The 20033-nt window shown below is 68.9% G+C and carries 19 protein-coding genes; 12 read left to right on the top strand and 7 right to left on the bottom strand.

Translation table 11 applies throughout. The features are described 5' to 3' along the window. Positions 1 to 30 precede the first annotated feature (30 nt). Positions 31 to 1056 carry a DUF4192 domain-containing protein gene (locus ABIE44_RS01120; RefSeq protein ID WP_209713432.1) on the top strand — a complete coding sequence of 342 codons (1026 nt, stop codon included), beginning with the start codon at positions 31 to 33 and terminating at the stop codon, positions 1054 to 1056. 56 nt (positions 1057 to 1112) lie between these two features. Continuing rightward, positions 1113 to 2579, top strand: a complete 1467-nt coding sequence (locus ABIE44_RS01115; RefSeq protein ID WP_209713433.1) for a glutamate-cysteine ligase family protein — start codon at positions 1113 to 1115, stop codon at positions 2577 to 2579. Between the two features lie 11 nt (positions 2580 to 2590). Here the strand turns inward: ABIE44_RS01115 and ABIE44_RS01110 are convergent, their stop codons facing one another. Further along, positions 2591 to 2962: a hypothetical protein gene (locus ABIE44_RS01110; RefSeq protein WP_209713435.1), complete on the bottom strand. Its 372-nt coding sequence runs from the start codon at positions 2960 to 2962 to the stop codon at positions 2591 to 2593. A 283-nt stretch (positions 2963 to 3245) separates the two neighbouring features. Between ABIE44_RS01110 and ABIE44_RS01105 the strand changes: the two genes are divergently transcribed. The 9 genes from ABIE44_RS01105 to ABIE44_RS01065 all read left to right on the top strand — a co-directional run bounded on the left by ABIE44_RS01105 (position 3246) and on the right by ABIE44_RS01065 (position 11552). After that, entirely contained in the window at positions 3246 to 3851 is a 606-nt protein-coding gene (locus ABIE44_RS01105; RefSeq protein WP_209713437.1) for a class I SAM-dependent methyltransferase, read from the top strand. A 145-nt stretch (positions 3852 to 3996) separates the two neighbouring features. Next, positions 3997 to 4935: an RNA polymerase sigma factor SigJ gene (sigJ, locus tag ABIE44_RS01100; RefSeq protein ID WP_354437738.1), complete on the top strand. Its 939-nt coding sequence runs from the start codon at positions 3997 to 3999 to the stop codon at positions 4933 to 4935. 18 nt (positions 4936 to 4953) lie between these two features. Continuing rightward, the gene (locus ABIE44_RS01095) at positions 4954 to 5757 is read left to right on the top strand and encodes an SDR family oxidoreductase (protein WP_354437737.1); all 804 of its coding nucleotides are present in this window, start codon (positions 4954 to 4956) and stop codon (positions 5755 to 5757) included. Positions 5758 to 5854: 97 nt separating this feature from the next. Further along, positions 5855 to 6310 carry a carboxymuconolactone decarboxylase family protein gene (locus ABIE44_RS01090; protein ID WP_209713443.1) on the top strand — a complete coding sequence of 152 codons (456 nt, stop codon included), beginning with the start codon at positions 5855 to 5857 and terminating at the stop codon, positions 6308 to 6310. A gap of 764 nt (positions 6311 to 7074) precedes the next feature. Continuing rightward, positions 7075 to 7395 carry a hypothetical protein gene (locus tag ABIE44_RS01085; RefSeq protein WP_354437736.1) on the top strand — a complete coding sequence of 107 codons (321 nt, stop codon included), beginning with the start codon at positions 7075 to 7077 and terminating at the stop codon, positions 7393 to 7395. Positions 7396 to 7454: 59 nt separating this feature from the next. Beyond that, on the top strand, positions 7455 to 8018 hold the full coding sequence (locus ABIE44_RS01080; protein WP_209713444.1) for an HhH-GPD-type base excision DNA repair protein: 564 nt from the start codon (positions 7455 to 7457) through the stop codon (positions 8016 to 8018). A 135-nt stretch (positions 8019 to 8153) separates the two neighbouring features. Then, positions 8154 to 9542: an RNA polymerase sigma factor gene (locus ABIE44_RS01075; protein ID WP_209713446.1), complete on the top strand. Its 1389-nt coding sequence runs from the start codon at positions 8154 to 8156 to the stop codon at positions 9540 to 9542. Between the two features lie 110 nt (positions 9543 to 9652). Next, a complete protein-coding gene (locus ABIE44_RS01070) occupies positions 9653 to 10555 on the top strand; it encodes a homocysteine S-methyltransferase family protein (RefSeq protein WP_209713447.1) in 903 nt (300 codons plus the stop codon). A gap of 37 nt (positions 10556 to 10592) precedes the next feature. Then, positions 10593 to 11552, top strand: a complete 960-nt coding sequence (locus ABIE44_RS01065) for an MOSC domain-containing protein (protein WP_209713449.1) — start codon at positions 10593 to 10595, stop codon at positions 11550 to 11552. Between the two features lie 115 nt (positions 11553 to 11667). Here ABIE44_RS01065 and ABIE44_RS01060 read toward each other — a convergent pair whose 3' ends face one another. From ABIE44_RS01060 to ABIE44_RS01035, 6 genes are all read right to left on the bottom strand, one after another. Further along, positions 11668 to 12897, bottom strand: a complete 1230-nt coding sequence (locus ABIE44_RS01060) for an MFS transporter (protein ID WP_209713451.1) — start codon at positions 12895 to 12897, stop codon at positions 11668 to 11670. 657 nt (positions 12898 to 13554) lie between these two features. After that, complete coding sequence (locus tag ABIE44_RS01055; RefSeq protein WP_209713453.1) at positions 13555 to 15195, bottom strand: acyl-CoA synthetase; 1641 nt, start codon at positions 15193 to 15195, stop codon at positions 13555 to 13557. Positions 15196 to 15200: 5 nt separating this feature from the next. Further along, positions 15201 to 15986: an enoyl-CoA hydratase/isomerase family protein gene (locus tag ABIE44_RS01050; RefSeq protein ID WP_209713454.1), complete on the bottom strand. Its 786-nt coding sequence runs from the start codon at positions 15984 to 15986 to the stop codon at positions 15201 to 15203. 74 nt (positions 15987 to 16060) lie between these two features. Further along, the gene (locus ABIE44_RS01045; protein WP_209713456.1) at positions 16061 to 16894 is read right to left on the bottom strand and encodes a DMT family transporter; all 834 of its coding nucleotides are present in this window, start codon (positions 16892 to 16894) and stop codon (positions 16061 to 16063) included. Continuing rightward, positions 16891 to 17367, bottom strand: coding sequence for a DUF456 domain-containing protein (locus ABIE44_RS01040; RefSeq protein ID WP_354437735.1), 477 nt, complete (start codon positions 17365 to 17367; stop codon positions 16891 to 16893). Before ABIE44_RS01040 ends, ABIE44_RS01045 begins: the two co-directional genes overlap by 4 nt. Positions 17368 to 17464: 97 nt before the next feature. Next, the gene (locus ABIE44_RS01035) at positions 17465 to 17698 is read right to left on the bottom strand and encodes a DUF7455 domain-containing protein (protein WP_209713458.1); all 234 of its coding nucleotides are present in this window, start codon (positions 17696 to 17698) and stop codon (positions 17465 to 17467) included. 243 nt (positions 17699 to 17941) lie between these two features. Here ABIE44_RS01035 and ABIE44_RS01030 point away from each other — a divergent pair, with 243 nt between their 5' ends. Then, positions 17942 to 20005: a DNA gyrase/topoisomerase IV subunit B gene (locus ABIE44_RS01030; RefSeq protein WP_209713459.1), complete on the top strand. Its 2064-nt coding sequence runs from the start codon at positions 17942 to 17944 to the stop codon at positions 20003 to 20005. Positions 20006 to 20033 lie beyond the last annotated feature (28 nt).

Genomic DNA, 20033 nt, shown 5'->3' with positions numbered 1-20033 from the left:
GTCGTCCGTGGGTCCCGTGAGGGTCGCGGCATGGACACCTACACCGCACGCACCCCCGTCGACCTGCTCGCCCTCGTGCCGATCGTGATCGGCTTCCACCCTGAGGACTCCGTCGTGATGCTGACCTTCGGAGCGCCCGGGCCGACCGAGGGCCGCTCGTCCTTCCAAGCAAGGGTCGACCTGCCTGTCGTCGAGCACGAGCAGCGCGCCGTCGCGGGCATGCTGCGCGAGGTCGCCCGGCGCCACGAGGTGCCGCGGGTGGCGCTGGTCCTCTACACCGACGACGACGCGGCGGCCTCCAGCTTCGCGGACCTGCTGGTACCGGGGCTGATCCACGACGACGTCACCGTGGTGGACGTGCTCCGGGTCGACGGCGAGCACTTCTTCCGGGTGGGGAACCAGGACGACCCCGGGACGCCCTTCGACCTCGGGTCCCACCCGCTGACCGCAGCGGGGGTGCTGCGCGGGCGGGTGGTGATGGAGAGCAGGGAGGCGTTGGCCGACACCCTGGTCTCCCTGGACACCAACGACACCGCCGCGATCGAGAAGGCGGCCAACGACTTCACCGACGAGCTGCTGGCCAGCGGAACGACGGGGGAGTCGGTCACCGAGGTGATCGGCGCCCACGCGCGCTGGCTCCAGGAGGTGCTGGCGGAGCTCGCCGACTCGCGGTCCCCGGTGACGGCGGACGAGGCCGGCAAGCTGCTGATCCTGCTGTCCTTCGACGCGCTGCGCGAGGTCGCCTGGTCACAGCTCCACCGGCAGAACGCCGAGGGGTACGTCGAGCTGCTGCGCGGTCTGCTCCGACGGGCACCCGAGGAGCTGCGCCCCGGGGTCGGCGGCCTGCTGGGCCTCGCCGCCTGGCTGGCCGGGGACGGTGCGCTGGCCTGGTGCGCCTTGGACCGGTGCCTGGCGGTGGACCCGGAGGACAAGCTGGCCGAGCACGTGGTTGCGCTGCTGGAGTCCGCGGTGCCACCCGCGGTCTGGGCCCCGGTGCCGGCCGAGGAGCTGCCGCTGTTCCGCAGCCTTGCGGCCCGGGGCTCGGCCGCCTCCTAGTCCGCCTCCTAGTCCGCCTCCTAGTTCTGTGACCAGTTGCCCCCTAGGGTCGGTGCATGGGCCAGGACGTGGACCACCAGGAGTTCAGCCGTGCTGACCGGACCAAGCACCGGGAGAAGGTCCGGCAGTGCCTGGACGTGCTCGCGCTGATGCTGCGCCAGGCCCAGTTCGACTCGGTCGACCCGATGACGGGACTGGAGATCGAGTTCAACCTCGTCGACGAGCTGGGGGAGCCGGCGCTGAAGAACGCCGAGGCTCTGGCCGCGATAGCCAACCCGCTCTTCCAGACCGAGCTCGGTCAGTTCAACCTCGAGATCAACGTGAAGCCGCGGACGCTGGCGGGCGACGGTCTCGCTGGCTTCGAGGCGGACCTGCGCGCCAGCCTCAACGACGCCGAGTCGCGCTCCGCGGCGGTCGGGGCGCACCTGGTGATGATCGGGATCCTGCCGACCCTGAAGCCGGGGCACCTCAGCCCGAGCACGATCAGCCCGAACCCGCGCTACCAGCTGCTCAGCGACCAGATCCTGCACGCCCGCGGCGAGGACATCGCGATCACGATCAACGGAGTCGAGAAGCTCGCGGCGCGGGCCGACTCGATCATGCCGGAGGCGGCGTGCACGAGCACCCAGCTGCACGTGCAGGTCAGTCCGGAGGACTTCGCGGCGTACTGGAACGCCTCGCAGGCCATCGCCGGCGTGCAGCTCGCGCTCGCGGCCAACTCGCCGTACCTGCTGGGCTCCGAGCTGTGGAGCGAGACCCGGATCCCGCTCTTCGAGCAGGCCACCGACACCCGCAGCGAGGAGCTGAAGGAGCAGGGGGTGCGCCCGCGGGTGTGGTTCGGCGAGCGCTGGATCACCTCGGTCTTCGACCTGTTCGAGGAGAACGTCCGCTACTTCCCGGCGCTGCTGCCGATCACCGAGGAGGAGGACCCGCTCGCGGTCCTGGAGGCCGGTGGCACCCCGATGCTGCCCGAGCTGCGGCTGCACAACGGCACGGTGTACCGCTGGAACCGGCCGATCTACGACGTCGTCGACGGACGCCCGCACCTGCGGGTGGAGAACAGGATCCTGGCCGCCGGCCCCACGGTCCTCGACACGATGGCGAACGCCGCCTTCTACTTCGGCCTGACCCGTGCACTGGCCGAGAACGAGCGACCGCTGTGGTCGCAGATGTCCTTCTCGGCGGCCGAGGAGAACTTCCACATCGCCGCTCGCGACGGCATCGACGCGCAGGTCTACTGGCCGGGCGTGGGACAGGTGGCCGCCACCGAGCTGACCCTGCGACGGCTTCTGCCCCTGGCGCGCCAGGGGTTGGAGGGCTGGGGCGTCTCCGCGCAGGAGTCCGACCGGTTGCTGGGTGTGATCGAGGCCCGGTGCCTGGCCGGTCAGAACGGCGCGACCTGGTTCCGCGACCAGGTGCACGCGCGTCAGGGCGGTGGGGTCGATCGTGCCGAAGCCCTGCGGCAGACGTTGCTGGAGTACCGCGAGCGGATGCACAGCAACGAGCCGGTGCACACCTGGTAAGACCGATCTGCTCAGGCCAGCAGGTCGAACCACCCGGTTCGGGTGATCACCAGGAACCGGGTCAGACGGTGGTCGAAGCGCCCGTACGCCGTCCGGGCCGAGGTGCACCACGCGAAGTCGGCATCCCCGGGGGCGAGCTCCCCCGGGCGGGTCATCCAGCAGTCGGTCACGGTCAGGTCGAGACCCTCGAGCGCCATCTCCAGGAGGTCGGTGCACATCGGGCCGTCCAGGTCCGGGTCGTGCGGGATCTGCAGGTGTGCTCCGCCCAACGTGCCCACCCGCACCGTCGTGGGGTGCGTACGCCGCCCCCGGCACTCGCGGCGGAACGCGGCTGCCGCGCGGGCGAGCGCTCGGTCGGCGATGACTCTGCGAGGTTCGGTCACCGGGACAGGGTGGGACATCGCGGGCCGCCGGGTCGGTCGCGATCCACAGGCGTGCGGCATCCTTGACCCATGGCCATCCAGATCACCGGCGACGACGCTGCCGACAAGGTTCTCTCCGACGATCCGTTCGTGCTGCTACTCGGCATGCTCCTTGACCAACGCTGACCGATCCCGCGTCAACTGTTCACCGACGTGAACAGTTCGATGTTCACCGATTCGCGCAACCATCGCCTCCGGCCCGGATGTCACCTGACTCGATGGCTTGACTGCGTACGCTCGGCAAATGTCTGGTGCAAGGATTGCGACGGCCTACGACGGCCGAGCAGACGAGTACATCGAGTTGTTCGGCTCAATTGATCAGTTGTCGCCGCTCGATCGCGGATCTATCGAGTCGTGGAGCCGGGATATCGCAGGCCTCGTGCTCGATGCGGGATGCGGACCGGGTCACTGGTCTGCATTCATGGCAGAGGCGACCCGAGGCGACGTCCTTGGGGTCGATGCTTCGCCGGTCATGATCGCCTCAGCTCGACGCCGATTCCCTAACGCCCGCTTCGTCGTGGGGGACCTCACCGCGCTTCCGCTCGCCGGCGGGGTCGTCTCGGGCATTCTCGCGTGGTTCTCGCTCATCCACATGGAGCCTGACGAGCTCTCAGTGGCCCTTGGCGAGTTTGCGCGCGCGTCGTCACCGGGCTGTTCGCTCCTGCTGGGCTACTTCGAGGGCACTCCACGCGTCGCCTTCGATCATGCGGTCGCCACGGCCTACTTCTGGACCGAGAGCTCCCTGGCCGACGTGCTCGGGCAAGCCGGCTGGGTGGTCAGGGATGCAGCGACCAGGCTCGACCGCGGTCATCGCCCTCACGGGCAACTCTGGGCAGAGCTGGAGCCGTGATCCACCTCCGTCGTCCTGCGTGAGGACGACGTGGGTCACGGCAAGTCCGGACATCTCGACGTCGGGCACGCGACCTGACCGGTGCGCGTCACATTCCATCGCTCTGTTCGGTCGTTCTCGTGGACCTTCAGGAAGGATGGGAGCCGTGAACGATGCGCACGTGGCCGAAGGTGACGCGGCGACGCTTCTGACGGAGCGGGCGCGCCTGTTGGCGATCGGGTACCGGATGCTCGGGAGTCGTTCGGAGGCCGAGGACGCGGTCCAGGAGACCTATGTGCGCTGGTACCGGCAGACCGAGCATGAACGTGCTGAGGTGCGGAACCCGGCGGCTTGGCTGACCACGGCGATGTCGCGTGTGTGCCTGAACGTCCTGGGGTCGGCTCGGCACCGGCGTGAGTCCTATGTGGGCGAGTGGCTCCCCGAGCCGTTGGCAGCGGGGTCTGTCCTCGCGGCACCTTCCCGGGCCGCAGGTGCGGACCCTGCTGAGCAGGCTGCGGTGGCCGATGACGTCACGATGGCGTTGATGGTCCTGCTCGACGCGCTGACGCCGGCCGAGCGGGTTGCGCTCGTCCTGCACGATGTCTTCGGCTACCAGTTCAGTGAGATCGCGGACATGGTCGGGAGGACTCCCCAAGCGGTGCGGAAGCTTGCCTCCACCGCGCGCCGACACATCGACGAGGAACGGCGTCGAGACGTGACCCCACTCCAGCAGCGGCAGGTGGTCGAGTCGTTCTTCGCAGCGTGTCGTTCCGGGGACGTTGCCACGCTCGTCGAGAAGCTCGACCCCGAAGCGGTCGTCGTTGCTGACGGCGGGGGCCAGGTCAGCGCCGCGTTGAACCCGGTCTGTGGAGCAGACCGCGTCGCGCGGTTCCTCGCCGGCATCTTCATCAAGTGGCCCGAGATTGAGGCGTCGTTGGAAGACGCACATGGCGAGACCCGGATGGTGCTCCGCCGAGGCGCAGCGGTTGCTGGCGTCGCGACCTTCCGCGTCGCTGCCGGGAGGATCAGCAACGTCTGGCTCGTCCTCAACCCGGGAAAGCTCGAGACGTGGACGGGCATCGAGGACCTGCCCGAGGGGGATTGAACCTCACACTCCGCGGTGATGCTCGGTCGAGCAGGCATGAGCACTTACAAAGAACAGTCGAGCAGGGGCCGCCTCAGGGTTGCCGTGGCGGGTGGCACGGGGACCGTTGGTCGTCACGTCGTCGAGCAAGCCCGCCAGCGGGGCCATGAGGTCGTCTCGTTGTCCCGTGCCGATGGCGTCGACCTGATCGCCGGCTCCGGCCTCGACGGCGCCCTCGCGGGTGTCCAGGTCGTGATCGACGTCGCGTCCCAGATGGTGCAGAAGAGCCGGCAGTCGCGCGAGTTCTTCGGCACGGTCACGCGCAACCTCCTCGATGCTGAGGCCCAGGCAGGGGTGCCGCATCACGTAGCGCTCTCGGTCGTCGGCAGCGACCGGGCGCCCACGGGCTACTACGCCGGAAAGATCCTCCAGGAAGAGCTCCTCGCGTCCTCACCGGTCCCGTGGACGCTCCTGCGGGCAACGCAGTTCCACGAGTTCGCCAACCAGATCTACGGTGCGGTCACCCTCGGGCCGTTCGTGGTCGTCCCGAAGATGTCCTCCGAACCCGTCGCCGCAGCCGAGGTGGCCGCACGCCTCCTGGACTTGGCCGCAGGCAAGCCAGCGGGACGCGTGAAGGACCTGGGCGGACCACGACGCGAGGTCCTGGCCGACATGGTCCGCGCGTACGCCCGAGCCTCCGGCAAGCCCGACAAGGTGATCGAGATCCCGCTGCCCGGAACCCTCGGACGCGCCATGCGCAACGGAAGCCTCACCAGCAGCCCGGACGCCGACCACGGCACCACCACGTTCAGCCAGTGGCTGTCCACGACCTATCCGGAGTGATCAACCCCACCCTCACACCCGAGACCGCAGCTCGGTCGAACACGCGAGCCCGATAACCACAGCTCACCCATCAAGCAGAAGTCGCACAAGGAGAACCATGACCACCCATCAGCCCCGTCTCAACCTGACCGCAGCCGCACCCAAGGCCGCGAAAGCGCTCTTCGCCGCCGACCAGGCCCTTCACGAGTCACCCCTCGACCAGACCATCCTCGAACTCATCAAGCTCCGGGTCTCCCAGATCAACCAGTGCGTCCACTGCATCGACCTGCACACCCACGACGCGCTCAAGGCCGGCGAGGCCCCCGACCGGCTCTACCAGCTCGTGGCCTGGCGCGAATCCGCCCTCTTCACCCCGACCGAGCGCGCTGCCCTCGACTACGCCGAAGCAGCAACCACCCTGACCGAACACGGAGTCAGCGACGAGATCTGGACCGCAGTACGCGAAGCCTTCACCGACGAGGAACTCGGAGCCCTAGTCGTCCAGACCGCCCTCATCAACGCGTTCAACCGCTTCGGCGTCCCGCTCCTCATGCCCGCACAGAACCGCACCTGAAGAAGCCGCTCTCCCGACGAGTGCTGGTCACGCCGTCGCAGGAGTCGTCTCACCCTCGGGGACCCAGCGCCTGGCGCCGGGTCCCCGAGCTTCGAGGCCAGGGGCCGCCGCCCGCGAGCCCCGCGCGACAAGCCGCGGCGCACCCACGCAGCAGACTCGGAAGCTGCCTGGAAATCGGTAGGCAAGCGGGAGGGCTCACGGCTACCGTGCGGATGCCAGACCTGGAGATGAGGAGGTGGAACCCGTGAACGCATCGACATGGGCGCTCCCCTCAGGGATCGTGGCCGGACGCTAGAGCAGTCCGGGAGCGCCGTACCCGAGCACTCCCGAAAGGCACGACCATGCAACCGACCTCAGAGCGGCTTCTCGACAACGGCATCCGCGAGCGTCATTTCCTCCTCGATGGCACCGCTGGCATCCTGTGGACGCCGCCAGCAGCCACGCAGACTGCACCAGTTCCACTCATCCTCCTGGGCCACCCGGGCGGACTGGACGCGTTGTACCCCCGCCTCGAGGCCTGAGCCCGACACTGCGCCGCACTCGGCTTCGCCAGCACCGCCATCGAGCTACCCGGATCCGGGCACCGGCCAGCGATACCCGCCGTCGACCAAGCCCGCATCGAACTCCGTCGCGCAATCGCTGCGGGCGAGCGACCAGGCGACGATGTAGTCGACCGACTGGTCCTCCCGCTGGTCGACCAGGCTGTCCCCGAGTGGCGAGCCCTCCTCGACAGTGCTCTAGCGCTGCCCGAGATCGGGGGTCCGGTGGGCATCTCGGGAGGCATCACGGCCATCGGTGTCCGAGCGGCGCTGGTAGAGCCACGCATCGTGGCGGCCGGCCTGTTCGCCGGCAGCTTCGTATCGAGAGGAATCGTCGAAGAAGCCCGGAGGGTCACCATCCCCCTACATCTCCTGCTCCAGTGGGACGACCGCGGGAACGACCGGCAAATGGCGCTCGACCTGTTCGATGCGTTCGGCTCGGCGGAGAAGACGCTCCAAGCGAACCTAGGAGGCCACACCGGCGTCCCGCCACATGCTGCGGATGATGCCGGTCGCTTCTTCCTCCGGCACCTTCGGCGGGAGTAGGCCCGGATCTCAGCAGATCCGTGCGTCCGCGCGGTTCAGGCGTGAGGCATGCTGAACCCATGAAGCTGGCAATCACCGGGGACGAGCACGCGGACGCCGTCCTGAACTCCGAGCCCTTTGCTGTTCTTCTTGGAATGTTGCTGGACCAGCAGTACCCGATGGAGCACGCCTTCCGCGGTCCTGCCAAGCTGCTCGACCGCTTCGGGACTCTCGACCCCGCCACCATCGCAGCGGCCGACCCCGAGGAGTTCGCGGCGCTGTGCGCGGTGACGCCGGCGGTGCACCGGTTCCCGGGGTCGATGGCGACCAAGATCCAGGCTGTTGCGAGGGATGTCGTCGACATCTACGGCGGTGACGCGTCCCGGATCTGGACGGAGGCCTCCTCGGGTGCCGACCTGGTCAAGCGGGTGATGGCGCTGTCCGGTTTCGGCAAGCAGAAGGCTCAGATCTTCACCGCTCTGGTGGCCAAGCAGGTCGGCGTACGGCCCGAGGGTTGGGAGAAGGCGGTGGGTGACTACAGCCTTGACGGGTACCGGTCGGTGGCCGACGTCGTGGACCCTGCGTCGCTGCAGAAGGTGCGCGACTACAAGAAGGAAAAGAAGGCCGCCGCCAAGGCTGGCTAGCCCTGCTCGCGCCGTTCGGGGTCCCGATCCGTGGTTTTCAGCACCGGCGTGACAGAATGACCGGGCGGCTGTTGACAGGTACGGGCTTTGCCGCGCCCGAGCAACGATTCATCAAGTCTGACCGAGAGGTAGTTCGTGTCCTCGAGCTCGTCCACCGCGACCAAGAAGTCCGCCTCCAAGGCTTCGCCGGCCGCGACGAAGAAGGCACCTGCCAAGACCACCGCCAAGGCTGCTGACAAGGCTCCCGCCAAGCCCGCAGCCAAGAAGGCCCCGGCCACCAAGGCGGCGGCTCCTGCGGCGAAGAAGGCTGCGTCCGCGAAGAAGGCTGCTGCGGCGAAGACCGCTGCGCCAGCGAAGACGGCCGCCCCCGCCAAGACGGCCGCTCCGGCGAAGAAGGCTCCGGCCAAGTCCGCCGCGAAGAAGGCCGCCGCTGTGGAGGAGGCTGTTGCGGTCATCGGTCCTGACGGCAAGAAGGTCCTGCCCGACGTCTCGGACGAGCAGTTCGAGGCCGACGTCGCGGCCGACCCGACGATCGTCGAGGACGAGAAGTCGGCGTTCACCGTCTCGGCGGCCGACGAGACCGACGAGCCTGCCCAGCAGGTCATGGTCGCCGGTGCGACCGCTGACCCGGTCAAGGACTACCTCAAGCAGATCGGCAAGGTGCCCCTCCTCAACGCCGAGATGGAGGTCGAGCTCGCCAAGCGGATCGAGGCCGGACTGTTCTCCGAGGAGAAGCTGGCCAAGGGCGGCAAGATCAGCCCGAAGATGCTCGACGAGCTGGAGTGGATCTCCGACGACGGCAAGCGGGCCAAGAACCACCTGCTGGAGGCCAACCTGCGACTCGTGGTCTCGCTGGCCAAGCGCTACACCGGTCGCGGCATGCTGTTCCTGGACCTGATCCAGGAGGGCAACCTCGGTCTGATCCGTGCGGTCGAGAAGTTCGACTACACCAAGGGCTACAAGTTCTCGACGTACGCGACCTGGTGGATCCGTCAGGCCATCACCCGCGCCATGGCCGACCAGGCTCGCACCATCCGCATCCCGGTGCACATGGTCGAGGTCATCAACAAGCTCGCCCGCGTCCAGCGGCAGATGCTCCAGGACCTGGGCCGCGAGCCCACGCCCGAGGAGCTCGCCAAGGAGCTCGACATGACCCCCGAGAAGGTCATCGAGGTCCAGAAGTACGGTCGTGAGCCGATCTCCCTGCACACCCCGCTGGGTGAGGACGGCGACTCCGAGTTCGGCGACCTGATCGAGGACTCCGAGGCGATCGTCCCGGCCGACGCGGTCAGCTTCACGCTGCTGCAGGAGCAGCTGCACGCGGTCCTCGACACGCTCTCCGAGCGCGAGGCCGGCGTCGTCAGCATGCGCTTCGGTCTGACCGACGGTCAGCCCAAGACGCTGGACGAGATCGGCAAGGTCTACGGCGTCACGCGCGAGCGGATCCGTCAGATCGAGTCGAAGACGATGTCGAAGCTGCGGCACCCGAGCCGTTCGCAGGTCCTGCGCGACTACCTGGACTGATCAACCGGCTGCTCGTCTCCTCGTAGACAGGTTCGGAAGCCGCGGCGTACCGTCGTGCCCGGGTGGGGAGCCTGATCGAGAGGTGCCCGAGATGAAGGTCTGCAGCGGCCGTGGCGGGCTCTGACCTGCTCGCCGGCTCCGGCTGGGTGACCGACGGTGGCCTGGAGACCGACCTGATCTTCAACCACGGGGTCGATCTCCCGGAGTTCGCTTCGTTCCCGCTCGTCGAGGACGCCGACGGCGCCGCGCTGCTGAGGCGTTACTACGCCGACTACGCAGCCATTGCGGGTGGAGCGGGCGCCGGTCTGCTCCTGGAGACGCCGACCTGGCGGGCGAACCCCGACTGGGGGAAGGTGCTCGGCTACGACGTGGGCGGCCTGGACCGAGCCAACCGTGCCGCGGTCGATCTCGCGCGTGCTGCTGCGACGGCGTCCGGGCTCGACCGGTCTCTGATCAGTGGGGTCGTCGGCCCTCGGGGCGACGGGTACCTGGCCGGCGGGGAGGACCCGGACGAAGCAGCCGAGTACCACGCCGCGCAGGTGCGGTCTTTCGCTGCTGCCGGAACCGACCTGATCCACGCGATGACGATGACCGGGCCGGCCGAGGGGATCGGGGTGGTGCGCGCTGCCCGGGACTCAGGTCTGCCGGTGGCCGTCTCGTTCACCGTCGAGACCGACGGACTGCTGCCCGACGGCAGCACGCTCGAGGCCACGCTGAACCGGCTGGAGAACGAAGCTCCGGCGGACTGGTACGGCGTGAACTGCGCGCACCCGACGCACGTGCTGCCAGCGCTGGACGGCGGCGCCTGGCAGGAGCTTCTCCAGTTCTTCCGGCCGAACGCGTCCACGATGTCGCACGCCGAGCTCGACGAGATGGAAGTCCTGGACGCGGGCGACCTCGGCGTGCTGGCGTCCTCTGCGAACACCTTGCGGACGCAGGTGCCGTCGGTCACCGTGCTCGGCGGGTGCTGCGGCACCGACAGTCGTCACGTGGCGGCGCTGTGGGGCGCTTGACGCGGGGCGCGCGAGCCGTAGGTACTAGGCTCCGGCCATGAACGTCGGCACCGTCGTTGAGCTCTGGCGCTACCCGGTCAAGTCGATGGGTGGCGAGTCGCTCGACACCGCCGCTGTCGACCGCCGCGCCCTGCACGCGGACCGGATGTGGGCAGTGCGCGACCTGGAGCTGGATGCGGTCACCACCGCGCGGCGACTGCCGCAGCTGCTGGGCTGCTCGGCCCGGTACGTCGAGGAGCCGGCCTCGGGGGTCGGGCCGGGCGACGTCGCCGACGTCGTCGTCACCTTCCCGGACGGCACGCAGATCAGCAGCGTCGACCGGGACAGCATGGATGCTCGGCTCACCGAGCTCGTCGGCAAGCACGTCGCGCTCGTCCCGCTGCCACCGCTGCACGACAAGGCGGCGTACCGAGGTGTGCTGGCGTCGAAGAAGGACATCCGCGGCCAGTTCGGCATCGCCGAGGACGAACCGCTGCCGGACCTCTCGATGTTCCCGCTGCGCAAGCTCGCCGAGCTGTCGATCTACGCCACGCCGATCGGCATCTTCGCCGACGCCTACCCGCTGCACGTCGTGACGACCGCGAGCCTGCGGACGATGGCGACGTACGGCGGGGACTTCGACGTACGCCGCTTCCGGCCGAACATCGTCGTCGACACCGATGTCGAGGGGCTCGCCGAGCAGGACTGGATCGGCGGAACACTGCACGCGGGCGGGGTCAGTGCCGCGATCGCGATTCCGACCGTCCGGTGCACGGTGCCCCTGCGCGAGCAGCCCGGCGTATCGGCCGACCCCGCCGTGGTGCGGTCGATCTCCCAGCACGGCGACCGCTGCTTCGGGGTGTACGCCGAGGTGGCCGACCCTGGCACCGTGCGGGTCGGCGATGCCGTCACCCTTGACATGCCGGAGCGGGGAGCCGTCGCCGAGTCGCTCGGTCGACTGGCGGACCGGTTCAAGCGGAACGCGTTGCGGACCGGCAACAAGCTGCTGCCGCGCTGAACCTAGACGAGGTCAGGTTCTGGTGCAGGATCCTCGCTCGGGTCCTCGCCGGGCGGGACCGGGTCCTGATCCGGCTCGGTCAGGGGACCTTCGTTCGGTTCGTCGGGGTGCAGGCTCATGGCGTCCTGGTACCCAGCTCCGCCTCGGGCACGCTGTCCGGCGAGTCCGTCACCTCAGCCACCCGGCGGCTCCTGCCGGCCTGGAGCACCAAGCCGGCCAAGGCCATCGCCAGCCCGACCAGACCGGCCACCTCGAAGCCGCGCTCCCAGCCGCCGTGGTCGACGGCGAAGCCGACGATCGGAGCACCGGCTGCACCACCGAGCGTGAGCGCCGACCCGTGCCAGCCCATCACCTCGCCACGCACGCGTGCCGGCACCGCCCGGGTCAGGTCGTCGATGGTGGCGGTGATCGTCGGAGCGCAGAAAAGGCCGGAGACGAACAGTGCGACGGTGAACAGGAACCGGCCCTCGGCGAAGGCCACCAGCGTGGTCGACCCGGCGAGCAGCACCAGCAGGATGCTGGCGGGCGGGTGCTTGTGCAGGGCGCCGTACACGATGCCGCCGACGGCGGACCCGAGTCCCCACAGTGCCAGCACCCAACCGATGGAGCTGGCATGACCCATCTCGCGCATCGCAGCGATCGTGCCGAGGTCCTCGCCGGTGAGGATCACGGTCGCGGTCACCGCGATGAGCAGGATCCCGACGACCGCGGGGGACAGCCACTCGCGGACCCGCGGCTTGGCGCTGCCGTCGTTCTCAGACGGGTCGACCCCCAGCGGCGGATTCTCGATCCAGAGCGCGATCCCACCGAGGACCGCCAAGAGCTGGAAACCGAGAAGGGCGATCGGCGTCGGCAGGTACACCGCCCCGAGAACGCCGAGCACAGGCCCGATCATGAAGGAGAACTCCACGACGACCGAGTCGACCGACAGCACTGCCGTGCGCTGGGCGTCGGGGACAGCGCCGATGAGGACCTGACGCACGATCGAGAACGTCGGCATCATGAAGAGCCCGCCCACCGCAACGAGCACCAGCAGCGGCCAGTAACCGACCCACGGGGCGATCGACCAGCACACGGTCATCACCACGATCGAGGGCACCAGCGAGGCCCGCAGGCCGATCCGGTCCAGGCGCCGGCCGCGCCAGGGACTGCTGATCGCGAGCGCCAGCGAGTACACCATGTCGACGGCGCCGGCGGCCCCGTAGGACAGGTCGAGGTGGTCGACCACGTGCAGGGTCAAGACCACGCCAGCGGCCCAGATCGGGATGCGCACGAACAGCCCGAGGACGAGGATCCGACGTACGACCCGGTTGCGAGCCAGGTCGGCGTACGTCGAGAAGCGCATCGGACAAATCAACCACACGCCCGCGGGCCCGGGCACGCCATTTATCCCGTCGTACGCCGACGCAGAAACCGCCCGGCCAGTTCACGCTGGCCGGGCGGTCCTGAAAGTCGTGCCCCCACTCGATCTCACGGGCAGACCCGCGAGCTCAGTCCCTCCAAACCGTGAGAAGGCAATGGACGGTGGACCGGTAGCACTACGTGCCGAACGGTAGTGAACATCTGTGGGCTCTGCGACCGTGTCACGGCGAGTTCACGTTCTGGTCTGGACCGTTTCCAGTCTCGAAAATCCGTTCGGAGACGCGAGTGCCGCCCCGCTGCTCTCGCCCAAATGGGGGTCCGGAACGAGAAGCGGGGCGGCGGTGGCGCACGCTGGGGGTGGTGCGTCATGACGACACTACGTGCCCGAAATGCCAGAAATCCTCGAAACCGGTATCTCGGTCGTGTGGGCTGTACCACCCGGCCGATTCGCGTCCGGGTGACCGCGCGGACACCAGAGCGCCCCGCACTGCCTGGGCATGCCGTGCGGGGCGCTGGGCGAGGTGGGCGCGTCCGGGAGAACGCGCTCGCTCGGTTCCTCCCTGGTGCTCACGCTAGGCCCGCGGACGGGTCGGGTCTGTAGCGCGAAGGGGTCGTCCGTTTGGAGACCAAGGTCCTCTGCCTAGTCGGCTGCGGCCTGCTCCTTCGCCCACCTGTAGTCGGCCTTCCCGGACGGCGACCGTGCGATCGAGGGGCGGCGGACGATGGCCTTCGGCAGCTTGTACCGGGCCACGTGGTGGGCTGCCTCGGCGATCAGCTCCTCGTCGGTGGCCGTGCTGCCCTCGCGGAGAGCGACGATCGCGACGACCTCGCTGCCCCAGCGCTCCGAGGGGCGCCCGGCGACGATGACGTCGCTGATGTCGGGGTGCGCGGCCAGCGCCCGCTCGACCTCCTCGGCGAAGATCTTCTCGCCACCGGAGTTGATGGTGACCGCATCGCGCCCGAGCAGCCGGATCCGACCGTCCTCGAGCAGCTCGGCACGGTCACCGGGCACCGAGTAGCGGACGCCGTCGATGACCGGGAAGGTTCGCGCGGTCTTCTCGGCGTCGCCCAGGTAGCCCAGCGGCACCAGGCCGCGCCGCGCCAGCCAGCCGCCACCCTCGCCCGGCGTGAGCGCCCGGCTGCGTGCGTCGTCGACCACGGTCGTGTCGGCCTCCGGGTTGAAGACCGCGGTCTCCGCCTCGGCGCCGGCTGCGGAGTAGTGGTTCATCTGGATGCCGGTCTCCGAAGAGCCGACCGCGTCGAGGATGAGGATGTTCGGCAGCGCCTCGTGGATCCGGTGCCGCACGGTGGGGGAGATCGGGGCGCCACCGTTGTTGATCGCGGCGAGTCCGGAGAGGTCGTAGTCGCCGCGCTCGATCTCGTCGATCAGGGGGCGGGCCATCGCGTCGCCGACGACGGGGATGCTCATCACGCCCTCGCGCTCGGTGGTGCGCAGCCAGTCGACGGCGTCCATGTTCATGATGTTGTCCGGCAGCACGACGCGACCGCCACCGGTGAACATGTGGAAGGTCGACCACTGGGCAGCCCCGTGCATGAACGGCGCGGTCATCAGCAGCCGGATGCCGCCGCCGGCGTTGCGCGCCGCCTCGGCGATCTCGTCGTACGACGTGAACGGGTCGGGAGAACCGAACGGCCGTCCGCCCATGGCGGCGACATAGATGTCGTGCTGGCGCCAGATCACACCCTTGGGCATGCCGGTGGTGCCGCCGGTGTAGAGCAGGAAGGCGTCCTCGCCGAGCGGCTCGGGCAGCGGTACGGCGGGGGTGCTCACGACGGTCTCGTAGTCCACGGCGCCGGGCAGCAGGGCGTTGCCGGTCTCGTCGGCGACCTGGATCAGCACCCGCAGCGAGGGCACCTTGTCCAGCAGCGCCGCGACCCGGGGCGCGAACTCGGCATGGAAGACGAGCGCGGTGGGTGCGGCGTCGTTGAGGAGGTAGATCAGCTCCTCCTCGACGTACATGTAGTTGATGTTGAACGCCGCCCCGCCGGCCCGGTACGCCGCGAGCATCGCCTCCGGGTACTCGTTGCCGTTGCGGAGGTAGAGCCCGACGGTGTCCTGGCCGATCTCGTGACCTGCGAGGTCGGCGCGGGAGGTGTGCCGTCCGATGCCCTGGGACGCCAGGTAGTGGGCGACACCGGAGATGCGCGCGTCCATGACGCCGTAGGTGAGCCTGCGGTCGCGCCAGACCAGGGCCTCCTGGTCGGGGACGACGGCAGCGACGGTCGAGAAGACCTGCGCGAGGTTGAACTCGGTGCCCACCGGGGTCACCACCCTTCCGGGAGGCTGGTGAAGTCGGGCTGGCGGCCCTCGGCGAACGCCGTGAGCGCCTCGATGTTGGCCGGGCCGCCCATGAGCTCGGCAAAGCAGGCGTTCTCACGCTCGCGGGCGGCGGCGATCTCGGCGCGGATCGGTTCGGTCATCGTGCGCTTGACCGCGACCAGGCTGGAGATCGGGCGGGCGGCGAGGAGCTCAGCGTGCTTGCGCGCCTCCGGCAGCAGGTCCTCGGGTTCGCAGACCCGCCAGACCAGGCCCATGTCCTTGGCCTCGGCGGCGCTGACCCACTCCGCGGAGAGCAGCATCCAGGCGGCGTTCTGGCGTCCGACCAGCTGCGGGAACAGCAGGCTGGAGGCCGCTTCGGGGGCGACGCCGAGGCTGGTGAACGGGCACTTCAGCTTGGCGGTGGTCGACATGAAGGCGAGGTCGGCGAACCCGAGGATGGTCGCGCCGATGCCGAGGCCCAAGCCGTTGACCGCGCAGACCAGTGGCTTGGGAAACGCGACGAGCGCATCCAGCAGGCCGAGGAAGCCGTGCTCGCCCCGCTCGAAGTCCGGGTTGGTGGCGAGCTGGTGCATCTCGAGCAGGTCGGTGCCCGCGCTGAACGCACGCCCGGCACCGGTCAGCAGCACCACGGCGACGGACGGGTCCGCGGCGGCGTCGAGGAGCGCTTGCGCGGTGGCGTCGTACAGGGCTTCGTTGAAGGCGTTGAGCGCGTCCGGCCGGTCCAGGATGAGGGTGCGGACCCGGTTTGCGTCGTCGATCTGAAGCGTCATGCGCCGACTGTAGAACAGGTTCCTAGATTATTTAGACAACTGTCCAAACTGTCGTGGCGGGTGTGTCGGGCGGCTCAAGGAAGCGACACGAAGACGACCGAGGCGGTGCACAGCAGCAACCCGAACGCCTGGGTGCGGTGCACACGCTCCCGCAGCACCGCGATCGCCAGCAGCACCGTGAATGCCGGGTAGAGCGAGGTGATCACTGCCGCGATGCTGAGCAGGCCCTCGTTGGTGGCCAGGATGAAGAACAGCACGGCGCAGGTGGCCAGCAAGCCGGGCAGGAGCCCCCACAGGTCGGCGCGAGCGCGGGGGACCGGGTTGCCGCCCAGCAGCAGTGCAGCGACCACGAGCGAGGCGATCGACATCGCCTGGGCACCGGCCAGCGGCCAGTACCCGGCGTCGTCGCCGACCTGTCCGAGTGCGGCGAACAACAACCCGAAGCCCACGCCCGCCAGGACGCCGTCGAGCAGTCCGCTGCGGGCCCCCTCGTCAGCCGCGGCGGTCTCCTCGCGGGAGACGAACCAGATGCCGGGCAGGGCCAGGACGATGCCGATCCAACCGATCCACCCGGGGCGCTCGCCTCCGAGGACGCCGACGGCCAGGGGGATCAGGACGGCGCCGAGTCCGGAGACCGGCGCGACGACGCCCATCCGACCCGACGCCAGGCCGCGGTAGAGGAACGCCGTGCCGGTGCCGCTGCCGAGACCGGCGAGAAGGCCCCACAGCACGTCGGGCCGGGTCGGGTCGCCGGGGTCGAACAGCGCGATCACGACGGCGCCCGCCGTACCGCCGACGCAGGCCAGGAATCCGATCGGCCACACGGAGGTACGCCGCGACGCGACCCCGCCGATGAAGTCCGACAGGCCGTAGAGGACGGCAGCGACGAGCGCGAGAGCGACGGTCACGTCGCGAACACGCCGACCAGCCAGGCCCCGGTCGCCAGGACGGCGAAGACCAGCTCGATCAGGATCGAGAGGCCGACCGCCTTGAGCGCTGCCTTGGTCGCGGGCCAGGCCGACTCCTGCGGGACCCTCCCACGCTCGGAGAGGTAGATGCCGAGCACGAACCCGATCGGGAGGCCGATCACGGGGAGAACGAAGAACCCGACGAGCCCCAGGGCGCCTCCGAGCAGCAGGGTGCTGGTCGGGACACCGCTGTCCTTGAGCCGCTTGCCTGGCAGCAGGTACTTGACCACGGAGCCGGCGACGAGGAATGCCAGGCTCCCGGCGAAGGCACCCCACGCCGCGGGCTCGTCGACCAGGACGGCCCAGAACAGCACGGAGAAGGCGATCAGGATCGATCCCGGCATGAACGGCAGCAGGATGCCGACGAAGCCCAGGGCGATTCCCAGGAGGAAGAAGGCGTCGAGCGAGTCCACGGCGGAAGTCTCTCAGTCGGGGAGGGCAGGCGGACCAGCGGAGAAAGCACGATGCCCCGGTCGAGGACCGGGGCATCGCATCAGCTGAGCGGAGCTGTCAGCTCTCGTCGTCCGCGGCGCTCGCGGGCGTTGCTGCCAGCTTGGCCGTCTCGTCGTGCACGTGCGACGCGATCTCACGAAGCTTGTCGCCGTGCTCGCGCGCGTGGTGGGCGCAGAAGAGAAGCTCGCCGCCGGCCTGGAGGGATACCCGGAGGTACGCCTGCGCGCCGCAACGGTCACAACGGTCGACCGCCGTCAACGGGGTCTCACTCGGGGCTGTCGCAGTAGTCACGTTGGCCTCTCTTTCCTTCTGCCGGTGCCTGTTCAACTCGGGGGAGTGCTGAGAAGTTCCTCGCCATTGAGTCTCATCGGGCTCAACATCAAACCATGCCGTTTACTTCCCTCTCGGCCCTTTTCTACTCGCGAGACGAGAGGTTGTGACGAGTGTTACCCACCTCACCAACAATCATCGGCAGCAACGCCTCGGTGTTGCGCGGAATTTGTAGGTTCGTGACCTTGTAGGTTTTCCGGTGAGATGGCCGACAACACCTACAACGCCCAGCACCTGCTCGTTCTCGAGGGTCTGGAGGCGGTTCGCAAGCGCCCCGGCATGTACATCGGATCGACCGACACCCGCGGTCTGATGCACTGCCTCTGGGAGATCATCGACAACGGCGTGGACGAGGCGTTGGCAGGCGCGGCCGACAAGGTCGAGGTCATCCTGCACCCCGACGGCTCGGTCGAGGTGCACGACAACGGTCGCGGCATCCCCACCGACAAGGAGCCCAAGACGGGCCTCCCCGGGGTCGAGGTGGTGGCCACCAAGCTGCATGCCGGCGGCAAGTTCGGGGGCGGTTCCTACACCGCGACCGGTGGCCTGCACGGTGTCGGTCTCTCGGTGGTGAACGCGCTGTCCTCGCGGATGGACATCGACGTCGAGCGGTCGCCGGCGGTCCAGGGCATGAGCTTCCAGCGCGGCGTACCGGGCACCTTCGCCGGAGACGGCCCGACGGCGGACTTCATCCCGGGGTCTGGTCTGTCCCGCAAGGGAGCGCGGGTTGCGAAGGGCAAGTCCGGCAGCCGGATCCGCTTCTGGCCCGACAAGCAGGTCTTCACCAAGGACGCGAAGTTCGAGCTGGAGGGGCTCATCGGCCGCGCCCGCCAGACCTCCTTCATCGTCCCCGGCCTCGAGCTGGTCATCCGCGACGAGCGTGGTGCCGAGCCTGTCGTCGAGAGCTTCAAGCACGCCGGCGGCATCTCGGAGTTCGCCGAGTTCCTCTCCGAGGGCGAGCCGGTGACCGACGTCCTGCGGCTGCAGGGTGCGGACACGTTCACCGAGACGGTCCCGCTGCTCGACGACAAGGGCCACATGACTCCGCAGGACGTCGAGCGCGAGCTGACCGTCGACGTCGCGGTGCGCTGGACGACCAGCTACGAGACCGAGATGCGCTCGTTCGTGAACGTGATCGCCACCCCCAAGGGCGGCACCCACGTCTCCGGCTTCGAGACCGCGCTGACCAAGACCTTCAACGACGCGATGCGCGCCGGGCGGGTGCTCAAGGTCAACGACGCCGACGTGATCAAGGACGACGTCCTCGAGGGCATGACCGCCGTCGTCACCGTCCGGCTCGCCGAGCCGCAGTTCGAGGGCCAGACCAAGGAGGTGCTCGGTACGCCGGCCGCCCGGTCGGTGGTCCGCAAGGTCGTCGCGACCGAGCTCAAGAAGTTCCTGACCTCGACCAAGCGCGTCGAGAAGGCCCAGGCCAAGCTCGTGATGGAGAAGGTCGCCGGCGCTGCCAAGACCCGGCTGGTCGCACGGCAGCAGCGCGACACCCAGCGCCGCAAGAACGCCCTGGAGTCCTCGGCGCTGCCGGCCAAGCTGGCCGACTGCCGCTCCAACGACGTCGAGCGGTCCGAGCTCTTCATCGTCGAGGGTGACTCCGCACTCGGCACGGCGAAGCTCGCGCGCAACTCCGAGTTCCAGGCGCTGCTGCCGATCCGCGGCAAGATCCTGAACGTCCAGAAGGCCCAGGTCGCCGACGTCCTCAAGAACACCGAGTGCGCCTCGATCATCCAGGTGGTCGGCGCGGGATCGGGTCGGACGTTCGACGTCGACGCCGCGCGGTACGGCCGGATCATCTTCATGGCCGACGCCGACTCCGACGGCGCGCACATCCGCTGCCTGCTCGCGACGCTGTTCTTCAAGTACATGCCCGACCTGGTCACCCAGGGCCGGGTCTTCACCGCCGTACCGCCGTTGCACCGCATCGAGCTGTCCAACCCGAAGAAGGGCATGGACAAGTACGTCTACACGTACTCCGACCCCGAGCTGCAGCGGAAGCTCGCCGAGCTCACCAAGAAGGGCGTCCGCTGGAAGGACCCGGTGCAGCGCTACAAGGGTCTGGGCGAGATGGACGCCGACCAGCTGGCCGAGACCACCATGGACCCGCGCCAACGGACCCTGCGCCGGATCACTGCGGACGACGCTGCGCGCGCGGCGGAGGTGTTCGAGCTGCTGATGGGTTCGGACGTCGCGCCGCGCAAGGACTTCATCGTGGCCGGGGCGTACGAAGTTGATCAGGACGCGATCGACGTGTGAGCTCCTCGCTGAACCTGTTCGTTCTCGG

Source organism: Marmoricola sp. OAE513 (assembly GCF_040546585.1).
Classification (GTDB): Bacteria; Actinomycetota; Actinomycetes; order Propionibacteriales; family Nocardioidaceae; genus Marmoricola.
Note: the sequence above shows the minus strand (reverse complement) of the source record. Positions and strands in the feature narration are given on the sequence as shown.

Excerpts from the sequence above, each read along its gene's own strand:
- ABIE44_RS01050 (WP_209713454.1), bottom strand. The coding sequence starts at position 15,986 with ATGACGCTTCAGATCGACGACGCAAACCGGGTCCGCACCCTCATCCTG.
- ABIE44_RS01065 (WP_209713449.1), top strand. The coding sequence starts at position 10,593 with ATGAACGTCGGCACCGTCGTTGAGCTCTGGCGCTACCCGGTCAAGTCG.
- ABIE44_RS01090 (WP_209713443.1), top strand. The coding sequence starts at position 5,855 with ATGACCACCCATCAGCCCCGTCTCAACCTGACCGCAGCCGCACCCAAG.
- ABIE44_RS01120 (WP_209713432.1), top strand. The coding sequence starts at position 31 with ATGGACACCTACACCGCACGCACCCCCGTCGACCTGCTCGCCCTCGTG.
- ABIE44_RS01105 (WP_209713437.1), top strand. The coding sequence starts at position 3,246 with ATGTCTGGTGCAAGGATTGCGACGGCCTACGACGGCCGAGCAGACGAG.
- ABIE44_RS01095 (WP_354437737.1), top strand. The coding sequence starts at position 4,954 with ATGCTCGGTCGAGCAGGCATGAGCACTTACAAAGAACAGTCGAGCAGG.
- ABIE44_RS01060 (WP_209713451.1), bottom strand. The coding sequence starts at position 12,897 with ATGCGCTTCTCGACGTACGCCGACCTGGCTCGCAACCGGGTCGTACGT.
- ABIE44_RS01030 (WP_209713459.1), top strand. The coding sequence starts at position 17,942 with ATGGCCGACAACACCTACAACGCCCAGCACCTGCTCGTTCTCGAGGGT.
- ABIE44_RS01115 (WP_209713433.1), top strand. The coding sequence starts at position 1,113 with ATGGGCCAGGACGTGGACCACCAGGAGTTCAGCCGTGCTGACCGGACC.
- ABIE44_RS01080 (WP_209713444.1), top strand. The coding sequence starts at position 7,455 with ATGAAGCTGGCAATCACCGGGGACGAGCACGCGGACGCCGTCCTGAAC.